Raw genomic sequence first — 18,459 nt, 5'->3', positions numbered from 1 at the left:
CGGCCATGAGCGACGATTTCACACCCGATCAGAAGCGCTATCTCGAAGGCTTCACCAGCGGCATGCAATCGGCCCGGGCCGCGCGCGGGCTCGCGCCGCTCGGCGGAGCAGGTGGCGGAACGCCTCCCGCCGGGCCCGACCGAGAACATCTGGAAGCGCAGGAGCGCGCGGTCGCCGCCGGCGGCAAGCTCGTTCCGCAGGAGAAGTGGAAACAGGCCGAGCACCCTTTCGACGCCTATGCCCGCTTCAAGGCACAGGCCGCCACCGGCGCATTTCCCAAGCCCGAGGATGATTTCCGCTGGCGCTATCACGGCCTGTTCTATGTGGCGCCGGCGCAGAACAGCTATATGTGCCGCCTGCGCATTCCCAACGGCATCCTGAACGCCTGGCAATTCGAGGGCGTGGCGGATCTCGCCGAGCGCTGCGGCGGGGGATATAGCCATGTCACCACACGGGCCAATCTCCAGATCCGCGAGATTTCGGGCGAGAATGCGCCGTCGCTGCTGGAAGGGCTCGCCGATCTCGGCCTGACCGCCAAGGGCTCGGGCGCCGACAACATCCGCAACGTCACGGGCTCGGCGACGGCCGGCATCGACCCGCTCGAACTCCTCGACACGCGCCCGCATGCCCGCGCCTGGCATCACCACATCCTCAACGACCGCTCGCTCTACGGCCTGCCGCGCAAGTTCAACGTCGCCTTCGACGGCGCCGGCTCGATCGCGACGCTGGAGGACACCAACGATATCGGCTTCCAGGCCATCGACGTGCTGGAAGGCGCCTCCTGCGACGGGCAACCGGTCGAGCCGGGCATCTGGTACCGCCTCGCGCTCGGCGGCATCACCGGCCACAAGGATCTCGCCCGCGACACCGGCGTGATTGTCGCGCCTTCCGACGCGATTGCCGTGGCGGATGCCATCGTGCGCGTCTTCATCGCCCATGGCGACCGGACGGACCGCAACAAGGCCCGGCTCAAATATGTGCTCGATGCCTGGGGCTTCGAGACCTTCCTCACCGCCGTCGAGGAGAAGCTCGGGCGCCGGCTGCTCCGGCTCGACGGCGCCTTCGTCGCGCCGCGCCCCGTCTATGACCGTCTCGCCCATATCGGCGTGCATGCGCAGGCTCAGGCCGGCCTGAACTGGATCGGCGTCGCCTTGCCGGTGGGCAAGCTCACCGTGCCGCAGATGCGCGTCATCGCGGCGATCGCGCGCCAATGCGGCGACGGCGATATCCGCCTCACCGTCTGGCAGAACCTCCTGATCTCCGGCGTGCCCGACGCGAAGATCGAGGACGCGCTCGCGAATTTGCAAGCCGCCGGCCTCTCGGCCGAGACCTCCATCCTGCGCGCCGGGCTGATTGCCTGCACGGGCGCGACCGGCTGCAAATTCGCCGGCGCGCACACCAAGGAGGACGCGCTCGCCATCGCCGCCCATTGCGAGCCGCGCATCGCGCTCGACCAGGCGGTCAACATCCACCTGACCGGCTGCCACAACTCCTGCGCCCAGCACTATATCGGCGATATCGGCCTGATCGGGCAGAAGGTGCCGGTCGGGGACGAGGGCGACACCGTCCCCGGCTACAATGTCCTCGTCGGCGGCGGCTATGGCGTGGAAGGCGGCATCGGCCGCGAATTGCTGACGCATGTGAAGGCCGAGGAGGCCCCTGCCATCGTCGAAGCGATCCTGCGGAGCTGGCAGTCGCATCGGGCGGCGCCCGACGAAAGCTTCGTCGCCTTCGCGCGGCGCCACGAGATCGCGGCCCTGAGGGCACTGGTCACCGAGGCGGGAGAAGCGGCATGACCGTGCAGACGCCGACTCCGCTCGCGCAGATCGTCCCCGAGAGCGCGCCCTTTAGCGAGGAGCAGCGCTCCTGGCTCAACGGCTTCTTCGCCGGGCTGCTCTCGCTCGACAATGCCGGCGTCACCGCCCTGTCGCCGGCACAGAACGCCGCGATGATGGAGCAGGCCGAGGATGACGGAGCGCCCTGGCACGACCCGTCCATGCCGATGACGGAGCGCCTGCAGCTCGCCGAGGGCAAGCCCCTGCCCCGCCGGCTGTATGCTGCGATGGCCCAGCAGGATTGCGGGCAATGCGGCTATGTCTGCGAGACCTATTCCGCCGCCATCGCTTCGGGCGCGGAAGGGCGGCTCAATCTCTGCGCGCCGGGCGGCAAGGAGACGCTGCGGCAGGTCAAGGCGCTGATGGAGGAGCCCGGCGCCTCAGCCCCGGCCGCCCCCATCGAGGCTGCACCGGCAGCGGAATTGGGACCGAAGGGGCGCTGCCGTGAGAATCCGGCGCTCGCGACCTTTCTCTCGCGCCGCAAGCTCAATGGCGCGGGCTCCGAGAAGGAAACCTGGCATGTCGAGTTCGACCTCTCCGAGAGCGGGCTCGACTATGTGGTCGGCGATGCTTTCGGCGTCGTCGCGCGGAACGATCCCCGCCTCGTCGATGCGGTGATCGCGCTTCTGGGCGCGCGGCCGGATGCCGAGATCGGCGGCAAGTCCCTGCGCGAGAAGCTCATGGAAGACTGCGCGCTCGGCCCAGCGCCTGACGCCTTGTTCCAGCTCATCTCCTACGTTACGGGCGGGGAGTCCCGCGCCAAGGCGAGACGCCTTGCCGCGGGGGAAGATCCCGATGGCGACCTCGACCGGCTCGATGTGCTCGGCACGCTGCATAAGTTCTCGCAGGCGCGGCTTTCGGCGGAGGCCTTCGTCGAGGCGCTCGATCCACTCCAGCCGCGGCTCTATTCGATCTCCTCCTCGCACAACGCCACGCCGGGGCGCATCACGCTGACCGTCGATACCGTGCGCTACAAGATCGGCACGCGCCCGCGCTGGGGCGTGGCCTCGACCTTCCTCGCCGAGCGCGTCGAGCCCGGCGACACGGTGCCGGTCTATGTCCAGCGCGCCCATAGCTTCGGGCTGCCCGCCGATCCGGCGACGCCAATCATCATGTGCGGCCCGGGCACGGGCGTCGCGCCCTTCCGCGCCTTCCTGCACGACCGGCAGGCGACGAAGGCACCCGGCCGCAACTGGCTGTTCTTCGGCCATCAGCGGCGGGCCTGCGACTTCTTCTACGAGGACGAATTGCAGGCGATGAAGGATGCCGGCTTCCTCACCAACCTGACGCTCGCCTGGTCGCGCGATGCGGGCGAGAAGGTCTATGTCCAGGACCGCATGCGCGAGCGTGGCGGCGAACTCTGGGCCTGGCTCGAACAGGGCGCGCATTTCTACGTCTGCGGCGACGCCAAGCGCATGGCCAAGGATGTCGAGCGCGCGCTGGTCGATGTCGTCGCGGAGCATGGCGGGCGCTCCAGCGAGGAGGCGATCGCCTATGTCGCATCCTTGCGGAAGGCCGGGCGCTATCAGGCCGACGTCTATTAGGGCATGCCGATTTTGCGCCGAACCACGCCGTCATCCCGGGCCTGCCCCGGGATCCATGCCTGACCCTTTTCGATCAAGGCTGCGGCATGGATCCCGTGCTTCCGCGACAACGCAGCAAGCTCTACGGATGTCCCGCGATCAGGCCTTCAGATGGAAGGTCACCAGCACGGTGATCTCGGCGCCTTCCGGCAAGGTCGCGGCGACGCGCAGGAAGTTGCCGAAATGGGCGAGCCGCTGGAAGGTCACGGCGTCCTTCGCCGCCGGCAGGTCGAACTCCGAGCCCTCGGGACACCAGTGCATGCCGTCCGCCGAGATTTCGACCCTGGCCTTGGGCAATGGGCCGACCGGGGCCTTGAGCGCCCGGACGAAGACGATGGCCTCCTTCGCCCAGCCGGCCTCGTAGGGCTCGGTCGCACTCGCCCCCGTCCAGCTTTCGTTGCGGGCGACGACGGCGGTCAGGTTCTCGGGCAACATCAGAAATCCCCCGACAGGCAGACGGAGTCGAGATAGGCGAAGGCGCGCTTGTCGGTATCCGTCTCGGCGAAGAAGGCCAGGTTCAGCATGCACCAGAGATTCTTCATCGCGGGGATGCGGATGCAGTCGTAGCCGTCCATGGCGAAGACGCGGTCGTTGACCTGGAAGCGCGTCGCCTGCATCGCGGCGAGGTCGAAATCGAAGCGCAGATAATGCCAGTTCACCTTGGTCGGAATCTCGTTGTAGCAGAGCCGTTGCTCGCCGCCGGGCAGGTCCTCCCAGTCCTCGGGAGCGAGGTGATAATGCGTGATCGTCTTGCCGGCGGTGCCGATCGGCTTGATCGGCGTCGTCTTGCGCTTGAACTGCCATTTCTGGATGTGCTGGCCGTCCTGCGCGTTGAGAAAGCGCAGATGCGGCATCACCCGGTCGCCCGGCCCTGAGGTGTCGCCGATCTGGAGATCGTAGAGGAAGCCGAAGGAGCGGATGTCGGTCTCCGAGAGCGCAAGCTCCGTCGCCTCCGGCTTGAAGGTGAAATAGGCCTCCAGCCGGATCGGCCCGGCCTTGCGGAAGGTCAGGCGCTTGATCGCGACGTTCTGCGCACCCTTTTTCGGGCGGGTGGCGATCTTCAAGGCATAGGAGCCGTCGACGCCGCCATGCGAGCCGAAATCCCAGTTCGGCAGGGTCGAGAGCATGGCGTGGCTATGCTGGGCATAGCCCGGCAGCATCGCGTCCAGCGTATCCTCGTAATTGCCGACGAGCTGGGTCCAGCCGCACATGCCGCGGTCGAAATCGTCGAGGCAGATGATCCGCGGCAGCGGATCGAACCGGCTGAGCTGCGGATCGCTCTCGCGCAGGGCGCGTCTGAAGTCGTCGAGCCGGGAATCTGACGGGGTCATGGCGATCAGCCTTTCACCGCGCCGGCGGTGAGGCCGGCGACGAGGTGTTTCTGCATGAGGATGACGAAGGCGAGCACCGGCACGAGCTGCACGGTGGAGGCCGCGAAAAGCACGCCCCATTCGACGCCCTCGACGGCGCCGATCATCTCGGAGATCACCAGCGGCGCGGTCTTGGCCTTGGTGGTGGTGAAGATGAAGGCGAAGAGGAACTCGTTCCAGGCATAGACGATGACGAAGACCGAGACCGCCAGCATGCCCTGCGCCGCCATCGGCAGGATCACGCGCATGATGATCTGGAACTGCGAGGCGCCGTCCATCATCGCGGCCTCGTCGAGCTCGCGCGGGATCTGGTCGATGAAGGTGCGCATCACCACCGTGCCCAGCGAGACGAAGAAGGTCGCGTAGAGCACGATCAGCACGACATGCGTGTCGTTGAGCCCGAGCCAATTCACCACCGGGAAGAGCGGCAGCGTGATCACGATCGGCGGGATCAGGCGGATGAAGATCAGGAAGAAGGCCGAGGCCTGCAGGCCGCGCGAGGCGAAGCGCGAATAGGCGAAGCCGGCGAGCAGCGAAACGCCGACGGCGAGCACGGTCGCGCCGACCGTGACGAGAAAGCTGTTCCACAGGCCGAAGAAGAAGTCGCCCCAGCGGCTCCACAGCGCCTGGTAGTTCGCCAGCGTCGGCGCAAAAGAAAAGGCGCCGGTGGTCGAGAAGATGTCGCGGTCAGCCTTGAAGGATGACATCGCGATCAGCCCGATCGGCACCAGCGACCAGGCGACGACCGCGAGCACGCCGACGAGCTTCAGGAGATGGCGAAGCAGCTTAGGCACGCGCGAACATCTCCCGATAGAGCCGGCGCAAATAGAACAGCGCGAGCAGGAGCGAGGCGAGCACGAGCAACCAGCCGGTGGCCGCGGCCGGGCCGAAGGCGTTGTAGCGGAAGGCCTCGAGGTAGAGATAGACCGCCATCACCTCGGTCGAGCGTGCGGGTCCGCCGCCGGTCATCAGCCAGACCTCGGAAAACAGGCGGAAGGCGAAGATGTAACGGAACAGCGCGGCGATCAGCAGGGCCGGCATCAAGAGCGGCAGCGTCACGCGGCGAAAGCTGGTCCAGGCCGAGGCGCCGTCGATGGACGCCGCCTCGTAGAGGTCGCTGGGGATCGAAAGCCGTGCGGCATAGAGGATGATGAAGCTGAACGGCAGGTGCAGCCAGATCGAGAGCAGGCTGACCATAGCGAGGCCGTGGCTCGGATTCACAGCCCATTCGATCGGCGGCAGCCCGATCGTGGCGAGCAACCGGCTCATCATCCCGACATCGGGCTCGAACAAATAGCGCCACATCACCACCGCCGAGACCTCGCTGACGGCATAGGGCGCGAGCACGATGGCGAGCAGGAGCGCGCGAAACGGCACGCCCGAGGCGAAGAACAGCGCCATGCCGAGCCCGATCAGCAACTCCACATGCACGACGATCGCGACGACGATGACGGTGTTGAGCAGCGCCTTCCAGAAATACGGATCGGCCATCACCTTGGCGTAGTTGGCGAGGCCGACGAATGTCGCCTGCTGGCCGAAGGAGGACTGGTTGAGGCTCAGCCAGAAGACGTAGATCGCCGGCAGGAAGATGATGCCGCCGATCATGAGCTGGACCGGCGTGACCAGCGCGATGGCGGAAAGGGGCGTGCGGCTGGTCATCAAGCGATCCTGAAGCGCTTCAGCGCCTCGCGGTCGATCTCGACGCCGAGGCCCGGCCCCTGCGGAATGGCGAGCTTGCCGTCGACCAGTTGCGAGCCCTCGCCGACGAGCGGGCGCGTGAAGGCATCGCGCAGCGGGTTCTCGTAGACCATGCATTCGAAGGTGCGGAAGGTTTCCGCCGCCGCCGCCAATTGCAGGCTCGCGGCAACGCAGATCGCGCCGGACCAGCCGACATGCGGCGCATAGGCCGTATTGAAGGTCGCCGCGAGCTCGGCGATGCGCCAGGTCTCGGTGATGCCGCCCGAGCGCGTCACGTCCGGCTGGATCAGCCCGAGCGAGCGGTCCTGCAACGAGATCAGCGCCTCAGACGCGACATAGTCACTCTCGCCGGCCGCCAGGCGGATCGGCAGGTGCTGCGCCAGACGACGATAGCCTTCGCGGTCATGCGGAGCGATCGGCTCCTCGAAGAAGCCGTAGCCGAGATCGGCGAGCGCGCGGCCGACGATCAAGGCGTCGTCGACGTCATAGGCCCAGTTCGCATCGACATAGAGCGCGATATCGTCGCCGGCGAGCCGGCGAACGAACTTCGCACGCGCCACCGCGTCCCTGAGCGGATGGCCGAGCTTGACCTTGATCTCGCGGAAGCCGGCTTTCAGAACGGCCGCCACCTCGGCCTCGACCGTCGCATCGTCGAGCCAGTTGATCGAGGAGGCATAGGCCGCGACCTCCTTGCACCCCATGCCGCCGAGCAATCGGTGAATCGGCTCGCCCGCCTGCTTTCCGGCGATGTCCCAGAGCGCGATGTCGATCGCGGCGATCGCCTCGACGATCTGGCCGCCGGGCCGGCCTGACAAGGCAGCGCGCATCGCCTTCCAGAGCGCGCGCCGGTCGGCGGCGTCGCGCCCGATCAGGCGCGGAACCAGCGCCTCCTCGATGAAGCGCGCATAGCCCGCGGCGCCGCGCCGGCAGAGCCCCTCCCCGAAGCCGACCGTGCCGTCCTCGGTCTCGACCTCGACGACGACGATCTCGATCGCCGGGTAGTCACCCTGCGATGTCCGCTGGACCTTGGGCAGGGTCGCCCGCAGCGGATGCACGGCGATCTTCGATATCCGGCTGGCCGGCATGGGCTCGCGTCCTCCCTGAAGGACATCATCTTATCTGATAGGTTGAACAGTTGCCAAGGAACGCGGCATCTGTCAATGATCGCCGCCGGAGGAATTTGATGAGCGACACCGCCCGTTCCGTGCTGGATGAGGACGACCTTTTCGCCGGAGGCGATGTCGTGCCGATGCGTCTCGGCGATGCCGTGATCCAGCGCATCACCCAGGCGATTCATGACGGGCGGCTCAAGCCGGGCGATTTCCTGCCCTCGGAAGCGCGCATCGCCGCCTCCTTTGGTGTCAGCAAGCCGATCGCCCGCGAGGCCATCCGCCAGCTCGCGGCGATGGGCGTGGTCCATATCCAGCAGGGCAAGCCGACGCGGGTGCAGGCGCTCGATGCCGCCCCGCTCGACCGCTTCTACCGCTTCGCCGTGCGCGGCCGCGCCAATGGCCTGACCGAGGCGGTGGAGCTGCGCCGCATCCTGGAGCCGCCGATCGCGGCGCACAGCGCCGAGCGCCGCACCGCCGAGGATATCGAGAAGCTCGACCTCATCCTCGCCCGGATGGAAGATGCGCTCGGCCATGTGCCGCGCTGGATCGAGGCCGATCTCGATTTCCACGAGGCCGTCGCCGCATCATCCGGCAACCGCCTGCTCGATTTCCAGATCCGGGGCCTCAGGCCCGTGATCCGCGAGGTGATGGAGATCTTCAATTCGCGCGAGGCGCGTGGCCCCGCGGACTGGCAGCGCACCTTCGAGCGGCATGTCCGCGTCGTCGACGCGATCCGGGCCGGCGATCCGGCTGCGGCCTTTGCCGCCATGAACAAGCATTTCGAAGCGGCCGAAGCCGCCATCGCGGAACTCGCGAACCACAGGGAGGATCACCATGAGCCAGAGGGCGACGCTCGACCGTAGGCAGTTCGGGGCCGGCATCCTGGGTTTGAGCTTCGCCGGGCTCGGCGGCGCGGCTCGGGCGCAGAGCAACCCGTTCAACGTCTTCACCCATCGCGTCATGCAGACGGTCGCGACCGGCGCGCAGGGCGGCGACATCACCAAGGACTGGGCGCAGAAGAACGGCGTCACCGTCCAGTGGACGACCTTCGACACCGGCCCGCTGCAGGAGCGGCTGTTTCGCGAGGCGAGCCTGGGCGAGAGCTCGGTCGATGTCGGCTTCGTGGTCAATACCCAGGTCGTGCCGCGCGCCGCGACTTTGTTCGAGCCGCTCGACGACTACCTCAGGAAGGACCCGGTCGAGGACCCCGCCGACATCTTTCCCGGCCTGATGCAGGGCATGAAAGTCGGCGGAAAGCAGCTCGCCATCCCCTTCCGCCACGCCTCCTCCGGCCTGCACTACAATGAGGAGATCCTGGCCGAGAAAGGCTTCTCCAAGCCCCCGGCGACGATCGAGGAGATGATCGAGATCGCCAAGGCCTGCAGCTATCGCCGCAGCGACGGCACCCAAGTCGTGGGCTTGTGCACGCCGGGCGTGACCTATCCCAACGTGATCGACCTCGCCCGCGCCTGGGATGGCGACTTCATCACCCCCGATTTCAAATGCGTCGCCGACCAGCCGCCGATGCTGAACGCGATCCGCACCTTGCGCGAGCTTTTCCAGATCAACGCCTTCCCGCGCAGCTTCGCGACGCTCTCGCCCGAGGACGTCAATGTCTGGATGCAGCAGGGCCGCGCCGCGATGAGCCTGCAGAGCATGGGCCGCAACCGCATCTACAACGATCCGCAGAAGTCGAAATTCCCCGGCAAGATCAAGACGATCGCCGTGCCCGCCTCGAAGACGCTCGCCGGCAAATATGCCGCCGCTCCGGCCAAGGTCGAGTTCTGGGGCATGGTCATCCCGAAGAACGCCAAGCGCAAGGACCTCGCCTGGAGCTTCATCAAGGCGATGACCTCGAAGGAGGCGACATTGAAAGCCGCGCTCAACGGCAACGGCCCGGTGCGCGCCTCGACCTATGCCGACCAGAGCTTCGCCGGGACCGTGCCTTATGCGGCCGAGGAGCTGAAGGTCTTGAAGGTCGCACGCGTGCCGCTGCCGGCCTTCGACGAGGCGGCCCGCGCCGGCGACTTCTTCAAGGAGGAGGCGGAGGCCGCCGTGCTCGGCATGAAGACGCCCGAGGAGGCGATGGCCTCGCTGGTCAAGCGCGTGCAGCCGCTGCTGCCGGCCTGATCGATCGACAAAAGCGGCGTGACGACAGCGTCGAAACAACACCTCGGAGGACCATCGATGACGCTCCGCATTTCACGCCGCCGGTTCGGCGCCCTCGCCGGCGCGACCGCTACGGCGGCGCTTCTTCCCAAAGGCGCCCTCGCCCAGGCCCGGACGCTGACCGCGCTCGGCCACCGCGTCCACCAGACGGCGGCGACCACCGGCCCCGGCGGCGATGCCACCGAGGGCTTTCGCAAGGCGAATGGCTCCGAGGTCAATTGGGTGACCTTTGGCGATGTCAATGCCGTGCATGAGCGGCTGCTGCGCGAGGCTTCGCTGTCGGAGACCTCGATCGATGTCGCCTATCTCGTCAATGGCCGGGCGGTTCCGCGCAATCTGCAGCTCTTCGAGCCGCTCGACGCGCTGATGAAGCAGGCGCCGATCGAAGCCTTCGACGATGTCGCGCCCGGCCTGATCGCACCGCTCAAGGTCGGCGATGCCTTGCACGGCATCCCCGTCCGCCATGCGACCAATGCCCTGATCTACAACGAGGCCCTGCTGGAAGAGCGAGGCATCACCAAGCTGCCGACGACCTTCGAGGAGCTGACGGAACTCGCTCGCAAGCTCACCTTCAAGCGCGAGGATGGCACGCAGGTCTATGGCCTCGCCTTCACCGCCGTCTTCGCCTCGAATTTCCTGACGCTCGCCCGCTGCCTCGGCGGCGACTACATGACGACCGACGGCAAGATCGTCGCGGCCGAGCCGCCGATGGTGAAGACGCTCACGCTCCTCGCCGATTTCTACAAGGCCGGCGTGCTGCCGCGGAACTTCGCGACGGTGAACAACGAGGAGATCACCACCTGGATGCAGCAGGGCCGGGCCGCGATGACGATCAACCCCTTCGCCCGGCTCGTCACCTATAACGACCCGTCCAAGGGCAAATATGGCGGGCGCTTCAAATCGCTGCTGCCGCCGATGGCGGCCGATCTCGCCGGCAAGGTCGCCTTCGCGCCGACGGTCGAGTTCTGGTCGCTGATGATCCCGAAGAACGCCAAGCAGAAGCCATTGAGCTGGGAGTTCATCCGCACCCTGTCTTCCAAGGCAGGCACGACGGCGATGGCGCTCAACGGCAACGGCCCCGTCCGCATCTCGACCTATGCCGACGACAAGCTGAAGGCGGCGATGCCCTATGCCGCCGACGAGGCCGCCGCGCTCAAGGCCTCGCGCATCCATCTGCCGGCCTTCGACGAGCAGGCGCGCGCGCATGACATCTTCGTCGAGGAGACGCAGGCTGCCGTGCTCGGCCGCAAGCCCGCGCAGCAGGCGATGGACGACGCGACCGCGCGCGTGAAGCCGCTGCTCGGCTGATGGCGGGGCCGCTTTCGGGGCGCGTCGCGCTGGTCACCGGCGCGGCGCGGGGGATCGGGCTGGCCATCGCGACCGCGCTTGCGGGCGCGGGTGCTCGCCTCGTCATTCATGACCGCGACGAGGAGGCCGAGGCGGTCGCGCGCCGGCTCGGTGGCGAGGACGGCCGGGCAACGCCGCTCATCGCGGATCTGGCACGGCCGGGCGCCGTCGACGGCATGGCCGCCGCGCTCGCGCGGCTAGCGCTGGCACCCGACATCCTCGTCCTCTGCGCCTCGGCCGAGATTCGCCAGACGCTCGATACCTTGAGCGACGAGGCGCTCGCCGTGCAGAGCGAGGTCAATCTGCATGCGACGGCACGGCTTCTGAAGACCTTCCTGCCCGGCATGCAGGCCCGCGGCTTCGGCCGCGTCATCACGATCGGCTCCGTGCAGGAGGCGCGTGCCAATGCCGATTGCCTCTACTACGCCGCCACCAAGGCCGCGCAGACGAGCATGATCCTCACCCTCGCCCGCACCACGCAGGCACAGGACATCACCTTCAACATCATCCAGCCCGGCGCCGTGCGCACCGACCGCAACCGCGCGATCCTCGCGCAGCCGGGCCGGGAAGAGCTGGCTCTCGCGCGCATCCCGCTGGGCCGGATCGGCAATCCCGAGGACTGCGCGGGCATCGCGCTGCTGCTCTGCTCACCGGAGGGCGCCTATATCAACGGCGCCGAGATCCCGGTGGATGGCGGCATGCGACTCTGACGGTTGACGTCGCGCCTGCTGCAGGCGGAGAGTTAGTGGGCGGCTGTCGACCAGCTGCCGCAAGTGCGAAGGATCGAGGAACCCGCCGCGCGAAAAGGCCCTGTTTCCCTGAGCATCGCCGTTCGGAACCGCCTGCCCGGCAGCAGGGAGCAGGCCTCGCCATGGCTACGGGATTTGCTGCAACGACCCTACAAAATTTGATGGCGCTTCCAAACTTTGCAGGTACCCCACGCTGTCCCAAACTTAAAAACTTATATATGACAACGATGTAAGGTTTGGCACACCGCTTGCGCTATGCGCACGGTTCCGGAGCGCATACGCATGCAGTGGCAGGCCATCATTGATTTCGACGGCACGATCTCGCGCCGTGATACGACCGACAGTGTCCTTCAGCGCTTCGCCGCGCCGGGCTGGGAAGAGATCGAAGCAGAGTGGACCGCGGGCCATATCGGCTCGCGGGAGTGCATGGCGCGGCAGGTCGCCCTGCTGCGCGTCTCGCCCGACGTGTTCGACACCTTCGTCGAAAGCCTCGAGATCGACTGGGCCTTCGCCGCTTTCGTCCATCTCTGCCAGCATCACGGCATCCCCGTCACCGTCGTTTCCGACGGGCTGGATCGGACGATCCGCCGGATCATGCGCAAGGCCGGTCTCGGCGACCTGACGATCATCGCCAACCATCTGGAATCGATCGGCGGCGATCGCTGGCGGCTGGATTCGCCGCATGCCGACCCGTCCGGCGGCTGCGCGAGCGGCACCTGCAAATGCCGGGTCGCGAGCAATCTCAGCCGGCCACTGACCCTGCTCGTCGGGGATGGGCGCTCGGATTTCTGCGTGGCGGCCCAGGCCGACATGGTCTTCGCCAAGAACAGCCTGGTTTCGCATTGCCGCGAGAACGGCATCGCCCACAGGCCCTTTACCGTCTTCTCCGAGGCCATCAGCCTGCTGGAGGGCGTCCTCGCCGGCACTGTCGTGCCCGAGGAACATACAGAACTCAAGGACAAGATCGATGGATGACGGATTCCCCCGGCTCGCCACCGCCGATGCGGTGCAAGCGGCATCGCGCGCCAGCCTCGCGGCGGAAGAAGCGCGCCTGCTCGCGCTCGAGGCGGAGTACTGCTCGCATGGCGACACCGTCCACTACACGCAGTTCCCCAAGATCTTCTCGGGCTGCGAGGGTTCCTTCATGCTCGATGCGGCGGGCAACCGCTTCCTCGACCTGCAGATGTGGTATTCGGCGGTCAATTTCGGCTACGCCAATCCGCGCCTCAACAATGCGCTGAAGCGCCAGATCGACACGCTGCCGCAGGTCGCGAGCCAGTATCTCCACCGCGAGAAGATCGAGCTCGCGGCGATGATCGCCAAGGACGCGGAAGCCAAGTTCGGCGCCAAGGGCCGGGTTCACTTCAATGTCGGCGGCGCGCAGGCGGTCGAGGATTCGCTCAAGCTCGTGCGCAACGCCTCCAACGGCAAGAGCCTGATGTTCGCCTTCGAGGGCGGCTATCACGGCCGCACGCTCGGCGCCTCCGCCATCACCTCGTCCTACCGTTATCGCCGCCGCTTCGGCCATTTCGGCGAGCGCGCCCACTTCATCCCCTTCCCCTATCATTTCCGGGGCCCGAAGGGCATGAGCAAGGAGGAGTATGGCGAGCACTGCGTGCAGCAGTTCGCGCGACTCTTCGAGAGCGAGTACAATGGCGTATGGGACCCCAAGGTCGGCCAGGCCGAATACGCCGCCTTCTATGTCGAGCCGCTGCAGGGCACGGGCGGTTACGTCATCCCGCCGCCGAACTTCTTCACCGGTCTGAAGAAGGTGCTCGACGACCACGGCATCCTGATGGTCGTCGACGAGATCCAGATGGGCTTCTACCGGACCGGCAAGCTCTGGTCGATCGAGCATTTCGGCGTGACGCCGGACGTGATCGTCTTCGGCAAGGCCGTGACCAACGGGCTGAACCCGCTTTCGGGCGTCTGGGCCAAGGAAGCGCTGATCAACCCGACGGTGTTCCCGCCCGGCTCGACCCACTCCACCTTCAACGCCAACCCGCTCGGCACCGCCGTGGCGCTCGAGGCGATGAAGATGATGGAGGAGGAAGACTACGAGACCATGGTCATGGCCAAGGGCGCGTATTTCCTCGACGGCCTCAAGGATCTTCAGAAGCGCCACAAGATCGTCGGCGAAGTCGACGGCCTCGGCATGGCGCTGCGCATCGAGATCTGCGAGCCGCACGACAGCTACACGCCCTCCAAGCGCCTGGTCGATCTGATGTGCGACGAGGGCATGAAGGCCGATCTCGAGATCGCTGGGAAGCGCTACGGCCTCGTCCTCGATATCGGCGGCTACTACAAGAACGTGATCACGCTCGCGCCCGCACTGACCATGAGCTACGCCGAGATCGATCTGGCGATTGCGCTGCTAGACCAGCTCTTCACCCGCGTCGCAACGGCCTGAACGCCGCAGAGGCCACCTTGCGATTGCGCGTGATCGATCTCGACGCAGGCGTGGCGGCTCAGGAGCCGCTGCGCCGGCGCATCGATGCGGGGGCCGCAACCCGCATCGATGCTGCCGACCTTGCCTGCCGCCTGCGGATCGTGGCGAGCCGGGACGCGCTGCAAAGCCTCGCTTCCCGGCTCGCACCCGATGCCGGCAGCGGGCGGGAGATCACGGTGACCTTTTACGGGTCCGGGGACTTTCACCACTTGACCGCCAGCCTCGTCTCTGGCGTCGAGGAGGACGTGACCATCGTCCATTTCGATAACCATCCCGACTGGGTGCGTTTCCCCGCCACGGTCAATTGCGGCGCCTGGGTCAACCGGGCGCTGGAGCTGCCGCATGTGCGCAAGGTCGTGACGATCGGCCCCTGCAGCGACGACCTCGTCCGGCCCGAGCTGCAATTCGCCAATCTCGCTGCCGTCCGCGATGGGCGGATCGCGCTCTACCCCTGGCGTCACGAGCCCTCGCGCGTCTGGGGGCGCTACGGGCGGACGGCATGCTATCGGCAGGAAGGCGGCCATCTCCACTGGCGCAATCTCGCCGAGGAGGATTGGTCGGACTTCCTCGACGAGCTCGTCGAGGCGATCCCGACCCGCGCCATCTGGCTGACCATCGACAAGGATGTGCTCGGCCCCGAAGACGCCTTCACCAACTGGGACCAGGGCGAGATGCCGCTGACGCATCTGCTGCGCGCGGTCCAGCGCCTGGCCTCCGCGCGCGCGATCCGCGGCATCGATGTCTGCGGCGACTGGTCCAAGCCGCGCTTCACCGATCCGTTCCGCGCGACGCTCGCCTATTTCGATCACCCCAAAGGCCTGAAGCCGGAGCCCGGGACACTCGCCCGCAATGCGCGCGTCAATGCGGCCCTGATCGACTGCTTCGAGACGGTGCTGTCATGACGCCTTGGATCATCTTCTGGTTCGTGCTCTCGGTGGCCTGCGACGTCGCGGGCCAGCTCTGCTTCAAGATCGGCGCCGACAGGCTGCCGCAAGGCGCCGATTTCCGGACCACCGCCGTGGCGGCGCTTCGCTGCGGCTGGGTCACCGCCGGCCTTGCCACCTATGTCGCCGAGTTCTTCATCTGGCTGCGCATCCTGGCGGAGGTGCCGCTTTCGATCGCCTTCCCGATCGCCAGCGCCAACTTCCTCGCCATCGCGCTCGCCAGCGCCGTGCTTCTCGGCGAGCGTGTCGGCCGCCGGCAATGGCTCGGCGCCTTCCTCATCACCTGCGGCGTCATTGTCGTCGCCCAAACCGCCTGAGACCGCGCCCGTGACCATTCAGGACCATAGCCTGCGCTACGCCGGCAACCGCACCGGGTTCCTGCTCATCCACGGGCTGGGCGGAACCCCCGTCGAGCTCAGGCTGGTGGCGCGGGCGATCCACCGCTCGGGCTACACCGTGAATTGCCCGCAGCTCGCCGGCCATTGCGGCACGGAGGCCGACCTGCTCGCCACGAGCTGGCGCGACTGGGTGGCGAGCGTGCTCGCCGAACTCGACCGCATGAAAGAATCCTGCGACCGCATCATCGTCGGCGGGCTCTCGATGGGCGCGGTGATGGCGATGCATATCGCGGCCGAGCGCCCCGCCGACGTCGCCGGCCTCGCGCTCTATGCGCCGACGCTCTGGTATGACGGCTGGTCGATCCCGCGCTATGCCTTCCTGCTCAAATGGCTGATCAACACGCCGATGGGTCGGCGCTACAGCTTCGCCGAACGCGAGCCCTACGGCATCAAGGACCCGCGAACCCGCCAGGTGATCATGGGCGCGATGAGCAGCGGCGACAGCACGCAGGCGGGGCTGCTGACGACCCCTTCCCGCGCCTTGCAGCAGATGTGGCAGCTCATCGCGCTGACGCGCCGCCAGATGCCCTCGATCCGCTGCCCGGCCCTGCTCGTCCATCCCCGCGAGGACGACATCGCGAGCCTCTCCAACGCCTTCCATATCCAGCGCCGCCTCGGCGGCCTCGTCGATGCGGTCGTCCTCGACGACAGCTACCATCTCGTCACCATCGACCAGCAGCGCGACATCGTCGTGGAGCGCTCGGTCGCACTCGCGGCCCGGCTCGAAGCCGCCCATGAGGCCGAAAACAAGACGGTGCTCCTGCGCGCCGTCGCGGCCCCATGACCGGCCTGACCGGCCAGATCGCAGGCAGCATCGCAGAGGTCGAGAGCGCGGCCTGGGACGCCTGCCTGCCGCATGAGGCCGAGTGCCATGCCTATTATGCCGCCTGCGAGACGGCCGCGGCGGTCTCGGCCGTCGGTATCCGCAGCCTTGCCGTCACCGTCTCGGATGCGCAGGGTGTCGTCGCGGTCGCGCCGTTCTTCCGCCTCGACTACCGTCTGGACACACCGCTCCAGGGGCCGCTGCGTGCGCTCGGCGAGGCCGTCTTCCGCCGCCTGCCCGGGCTGATGACGCTGCGGGTGCTCTGCGTCGGCTCGCCCTATGCCGAACGCTGCCATGTCGGCTTCGCCCCTCGCCTCGACGACGCAGCCCGCCAGCAGGCCTGCCGCGTCATGGTCGAGACGCTCGCCGCCAGCGCCGCGACCGAGCGCGCGCATATCGTGGCCTGGAAGGATCTCGCCCCCGCTGAGGACGCCCTGCTCGGCCCGCTTCTCGGCGCACAGGGCTTCGCGGAGCTCGGCAGCCTGCCGATCGCGGTGCTCGACCTGCCCTTCGCCGACGAGGCCGGCTACCTCGCCTCGCTCTCGGGGTCGACGCGCAAGGACATCCGCCGCAAGCTCGCCAAGGCGGATCAGGTCCGCATCGAGTTCCGCGGCGACATCGCCGGCCTCGAAGCCGAGATCGACGCGCTCTACGAATCGACCCGGCAACAGAGCGGCCTCGACTATGGCGACCTCGAAGTGCTGCCGCCCGGCTATTTCAGCGGCCTGTCGCAGGCGCTCGGCGCGCGGGTCGTCTTCGCGCTCTACTGGATCGGCGCGGAACTCGCCGCCTTCAACCTGCTGCTGGTCGAGGCCGACCGCGTGATCGACAAGTTCCTGGGCATGCGCTACCCGCTCGGCCGCGAGCACAATCTCTACGCCGTGAGCTGGATGGCGAATGTGCGCTTCTGCCTGGAGCGGCGCATCAAGCTGCTGCAGAGCGGGCAGACGGCCTATGCCGCGAAGCTGCGCTTCGGCAGCCGGCTGGTGCCGTCCACCATCCGCTTCCGGCATCGCGCCGCGCCGCTGCAATGGGCCATGCGCAAGCTCAGCCCGCATCTTTCCTTCGCGCGCTTCGACCCCGATCTCGCGGCCATGGCCAGAAGGAGCGCCGCATGAGCGCCGTCGCCCCGACCCTACAGCCGTCCCGCTGGCGCCAGATCGCGATCTGGACGGCCTTCATCGTGCTCGATACCGGCACGCAGCTCGCCTTCAAATGGGGCGCGGACGGACTCGGCGACATGGATTTCGGCCTCGCCATGATCGCGAAGGCGATCTCCCTGCCGGGTGTCTGGCTCGCCTGCATAGGCTATATCGGCACCTTCGTCGTCTGGATGGCGATCCTGCGCGACATGCCGCTGAGCCGGGCCTTCCCGATGACCGGCCTCGCTTATGTCACGGTTCCGCTGTTCGCTTGGCTCGCGTTCGGCGAGCGCATCGACCTCACCCGCAGCATCGGCATCGCGCTGATCCTGGCCGGCGTGGTCGCCCTCGGAGAGAAGAATGACGATGCCGATTCCTAAGCTGTCACATGCCCTGCTGATTGCCGCGGCGCTGATGTCGCTGCCAGCCCGGGCCGACAGCACCGGCGAGGTCATCGGACGTTGGCGCGACTCGGATGGCGTGTCGGAGATCGCGATCAGCCGCTGCGGCCCGGCCCTGTGCGGCAAGATCGTCTGGCTGAAGCAGCCTCACGTCGACCGCTTTAATCCCGATCCGAAGCTGCGCGAGCGCCCGCTGCTCGGGCTGCAGGTCCTCAGCGACTTCAAGCCCGACACGTCCGGCGTCCTGACCGGGACCGGCTACAATCCGGAAGACGGCAAGAGCTATCGCACGACCCTTTCGCCGAAAGGGCCGGATACCCTGGAGATCCGCGGCTGCGTGCTCGGCGGCCTCGTCTGCGACGACGATCTCTGGACGCGGCAGCGATGAAGCGGCGGTTCCGCCACACGCAGCGGGACCGTCTGCCGTCGGGGTCGCCGG

General features: G+C 67.2%; 19 protein-coding genes. 14 read left to right on the top strand and 5 right to left on the bottom strand.

From position 1 onward, the window contains the following. Positions 1-5: 5 nt before the first annotated feature. Both GY40_RS10420 and GY40_RS10415 read left to right on the top strand, forming a co-directional pair. Positions 6-1,796 carry a NirA family protein gene (locus tag GY40_RS10420; RefSeq protein ID WP_038362506.1) on the top strand — a complete coding sequence of 597 codons (1,791 nt, stop codon included), beginning with the start codon at positions 6-8 and terminating at the stop codon, positions 1,794-1,796. Continuing rightward, the gene (locus GY40_RS10415) at positions 1,793-3,379 is read left to right on the top strand and encodes a sulfite reductase subunit alpha (RefSeq protein ID WP_038361554.1); all 1,587 of its coding nucleotides are present in this window, start codon (positions 1,793-1,795) and stop codon (positions 3,377-3,379) included. Before GY40_RS10420 ends, GY40_RS10415 begins: the two co-directional genes overlap by 4 nt. 138 nt (positions 3,380-3,517) lie before the next feature. Here GY40_RS10415 and GY40_RS10410 read toward each other — a convergent pair whose 3' ends face one another. From GY40_RS10410 to GY40_RS10390, 5 genes are read right to left on the bottom strand one after another with little or no spacing between them, the layout of a single operon-like run. After that, positions 3,518-3,853: a hypothetical protein gene (locus GY40_RS10410; RefSeq protein WP_038361551.1), complete on the bottom strand. Its 336-nt coding sequence runs from the start codon at positions 3,851-3,853 to the stop codon at positions 3,518-3,520. After that, positions 3,853-4,749, bottom strand: coding sequence for a DUF6772 family protein (locus tag GY40_RS10405; RefSeq protein ID WP_038361548.1), 897 nt, complete (start codon positions 4,747-4,749; stop codon positions 3,853-3,855). Before GY40_RS10405 ends, GY40_RS10410 begins: the two co-directional genes overlap by 1 nt. A gap of 5 nt (positions 4,750-4,754) precedes the next feature. Next, positions 4,755-5,582 carry a carbohydrate ABC transporter permease gene (locus GY40_RS10400; RefSeq protein ID WP_038361545.1) on the bottom strand — a complete coding sequence of 276 codons (828 nt, stop codon included), beginning with the start codon at positions 5,580-5,582 and terminating at the stop codon, positions 4,755-4,757. Further along, positions 5,575-6,447: a carbohydrate ABC transporter permease gene (locus tag GY40_RS10395; protein WP_038361542.1), complete on the bottom strand. Its 873-nt coding sequence runs from the start codon at positions 6,445-6,447 to the stop codon at positions 5,575-5,577. Before GY40_RS10395 ends, GY40_RS10400 begins: the two co-directional genes overlap by 8 nt. After that, entirely contained in the window at positions 6,447-7,571 is a 1,125-nt protein-coding gene (locus GY40_RS10390; RefSeq protein ID WP_038361539.1) for a mandelate racemase/muconate lactonizing enzyme family protein, read from the bottom strand. The genes GY40_RS10395 and GY40_RS10390 overlap by 1 nt, the downstream gene beginning before the upstream one ends. Positions 7,572-7,669: 98 nt before the next feature. On the opposite strand from GY40_RS10390, the gene GY40_RS10385 reads away from it, so the two are divergent. The 12 genes from GY40_RS10385 (at position 7,670) to GY40_RS10330 (ending at position 18,408) form a co-directional block, all read left to right on the top strand. Continuing rightward, positions 7,670-8,461, top strand: coding sequence for a FadR/GntR family transcriptional regulator (locus tag GY40_RS10385; RefSeq protein ID WP_051987743.1), 792 nt, complete (start codon positions 7,670-7,672; stop codon positions 8,459-8,461). After that, positions 8,433-9,728 carry an ABC transporter substrate-binding protein gene (locus tag GY40_RS10380; RefSeq protein ID WP_038361537.1) on the top strand — a complete coding sequence of 432 codons (1,296 nt, stop codon included), beginning with the start codon at positions 8,433-8,435 and terminating at the stop codon, positions 9,726-9,728. The genes GY40_RS10385 and GY40_RS10380 overlap by 29 nt, the downstream gene beginning before the upstream one ends. 57 nt (positions 9,729-9,785) lie before the next feature. After that, complete coding sequence (locus GY40_RS10375) at positions 9,786-11,075, top strand: ABC transporter substrate-binding protein (RefSeq protein WP_038361535.1); 1,290 nt, start codon at positions 9,786-9,788, stop codon at positions 11,073-11,075. Beyond that, the gene (locus GY40_RS10370) at positions 11,075-11,824 is read left to right on the top strand and encodes an SDR family NAD(P)-dependent oxidoreductase (protein WP_038361532.1); all 750 of its coding nucleotides are present in this window, start codon (positions 11,075-11,077) and stop codon (positions 11,822-11,824) included. The genes GY40_RS10375 and GY40_RS10370 overlap by 1 nt, the downstream gene beginning before the upstream one ends. A 321-nt stretch (positions 11,825-12,145) precedes the next feature. Beyond that, positions 12,146-12,838 (top strand): MtnX-like HAD-IB family phosphatase, encoded by a 693-nt coding sequence (locus GY40_RS10365; RefSeq protein WP_197062721.1) that lies wholly within the window; start codon positions 12,146-12,148, stop codon positions 12,836-12,838. Further along, positions 12,831-14,273, top strand: coding sequence for an aspartate aminotransferase family protein (locus tag GY40_RS10360; protein ID WP_038361529.1), 1,443 nt, complete (start codon positions 12,831-12,833; stop codon positions 14,271-14,273). Before GY40_RS10365 ends, GY40_RS10360 begins: the two co-directional genes overlap by 8 nt. Positions 14,274-14,302: 29 nt before the next feature. Further along, a complete protein-coding gene (locus GY40_RS27945; protein WP_197062720.1) occupies positions 14,303-15,214 on the top strand; it encodes an arginase family protein in 912 nt (303 codons plus the stop codon). Further along, entirely contained in the window at positions 15,211-15,573 is a 363-nt protein-coding gene (locus GY40_RS27940) for an EamA family transporter (RefSeq protein ID WP_038361524.1), read from the top strand. Before GY40_RS27945 ends, GY40_RS27940 begins: the two co-directional genes overlap by 4 nt. A 10-nt stretch (positions 15,574-15,583) precedes the next feature. Then, positions 15,584-16,438: an alpha/beta hydrolase gene (locus GY40_RS10345; protein WP_197062719.1), complete on the top strand. Its 855-nt coding sequence runs from the start codon at positions 15,584-15,586 to the stop codon at positions 16,436-16,438. Next, a complete protein-coding gene (locus GY40_RS10340; RefSeq protein WP_051987742.1) occupies positions 16,435-17,595 on the top strand; it encodes a GNAT family N-acetyltransferase in 1,161 nt (386 codons plus the stop codon). The genes GY40_RS10345 and GY40_RS10340 overlap by 4 nt, the downstream gene beginning before the upstream one ends. After that, entirely contained in the window at positions 17,592-17,999 is a 408-nt protein-coding gene (locus tag GY40_RS10335) for an EamA family transporter (protein WP_051987741.1), read from the top strand. The genes GY40_RS10340 and GY40_RS10335 overlap by 4 nt, the downstream gene beginning before the upstream one ends. Beyond that, the gene (locus tag GY40_RS10330) at positions 17,980-18,408 is read left to right on the top strand and encodes a DUF2147 domain-containing protein (RefSeq protein WP_038361522.1); all 429 of its coding nucleotides are present in this window, start codon (positions 17,980-17,982) and stop codon (positions 18,406-18,408) included. The genes GY40_RS10335 and GY40_RS10330 overlap by 20 nt, the downstream gene beginning before the upstream one ends. Positions 18,409-18,459 lie beyond the last annotated feature (51 nt).

The sequence above is a fragment of the Allobosea sp. UNC402CLCol genome (genome assembly GCF_000745475.1).
Taxonomy (GTDB): domain Bacteria; phylum Pseudomonadota; class Alphaproteobacteria; order Rhizobiales; family Beijerinckiaceae; genus Allobosea; species Allobosea spartocytisi.
This window is presented reverse-complemented; position numbering and strand designations above follow the sequence as displayed.